General features: G+C 51.9%; 2 protein-coding genes. Both read right to left on the bottom strand.

All coding sequences use genetic code 11. From position 1 onward, the window contains the following. Positions 1-725 (bottom strand): portal protein (locus AB0I71_RS32595; protein ID WP_357591214.1); only part of this gene is annotated, 725 nt, incomplete at its 3' end. Positions 726-727: 2 nt separating this feature from the next. Next, on the bottom strand, positions 728-1183 hold a 456-nt coding region (locus AB0I71_RS32590), incomplete at its 5' end, for a hypothetical protein (RefSeq protein ID WP_357591212.1).

Here is a 1183-nt window from a genome sequence, read left to right as displayed (position 1 = left end):
CTGATGACATCCACCGATTCCTTGCGCACTTCGTAATACTTAGCGATGTAAACGACCTCTGGCTCGAACCAGTCAAACTCCCAAGAGGAGATCGTCGTTACATCGAGAGACGCCGGTGGAGTCTTGCCATATTCTGCCTCGTACTTTTCAGGAGAAAGCGAATACATGCAGAAAGCCCACAGCGCATCAGACTTGTCGTACTTCTTCGCGTCAGGGTCAAACCACACTGAGCGCGATGGGTCGTATATCGGCTCAATAGCAATGCGCTGGCGATCGTCCATCGGGTCGTATTCATTGACCAGCATCGACGTCAGGCGGAAGCAGCCAAACCCACCGGTAGCAGCATCATCAAATGCGTTATCGCAAGCCTCGCCGCCGTCGGTTTCCTCGTAGTCAGCACGGAACAGGCCATTCAGCTTGTTTGCCAGCTCTTCGCTTGCTTCGCGATCGCCAGGGCGAAACTTCACAGTGATGCGGTTGTTCCGATATTCGGCAATGATGCGGTTAAGCTCAGTGGCCACTTTGTTGATTTCGAACTTCGGGTATTTCTCGAACTGGTCGTCAAGCTTGGTTCCCGCTGCTGTTGCTCCTTCCCATTGACCGCCAGGGACACGAGCGAATCGCGTAGCTTCGATGCACTTTTCGCGCACATCTTGCTGCGGCGTATAGGCGCGGTCAAACCTGAGCATGACGCGCTCATGTTTTTTCTCTAATGTCTCTGCCATGTTTACCAACCGGAGGATGAGGGAACGTAGACATCCTCTTCAACTGGAGGATTCTTTATGTCTGCATAACGAATTGCATAGCGACGCATCATGTAGGCGTAACGGACAGCATCAAGGATGTCGTCGCGTACCTTCACAATCTTTCCTTTCTCGTCGCGGTGATAGAAGTTGTACTCTTCGAAGAAATCACGGAGGCCAGAGAACACCCTGAATTTACCTCTGCGCATTAAGTCGTATAGTTCGAATAACCCGGGCTCTACAGATCTGCTTCCATCTTCCCATTGGGCATGTTCAGGAAGCATCTGGAATCCAGCCTCTTCATAATATGACTTCTGCTGAAGTCCAGAGCCCTTCTCCGTCTGAAGCCCATCTGGAGGCCATGCTATTGGCACGTTATCAGCCCAAGACTTCACTGCGCTGAACGCTTCTGCTGGAGAAACCTGACGCGCCTTGTATGC

Source organism: Micromonospora sp. NPDC049891 (genome assembly GCF_040660295.1).
Taxonomy (GTDB): domain Bacteria; phylum Actinomycetota; class Actinomycetes; order Mycobacteriales; family Micromonosporaceae; genus Micromonospora.
The sequence above is the reverse complement of the archived record's forward strand: the minus strand, read 5'-3'. Positions and strand labels throughout refer to the sequence as shown.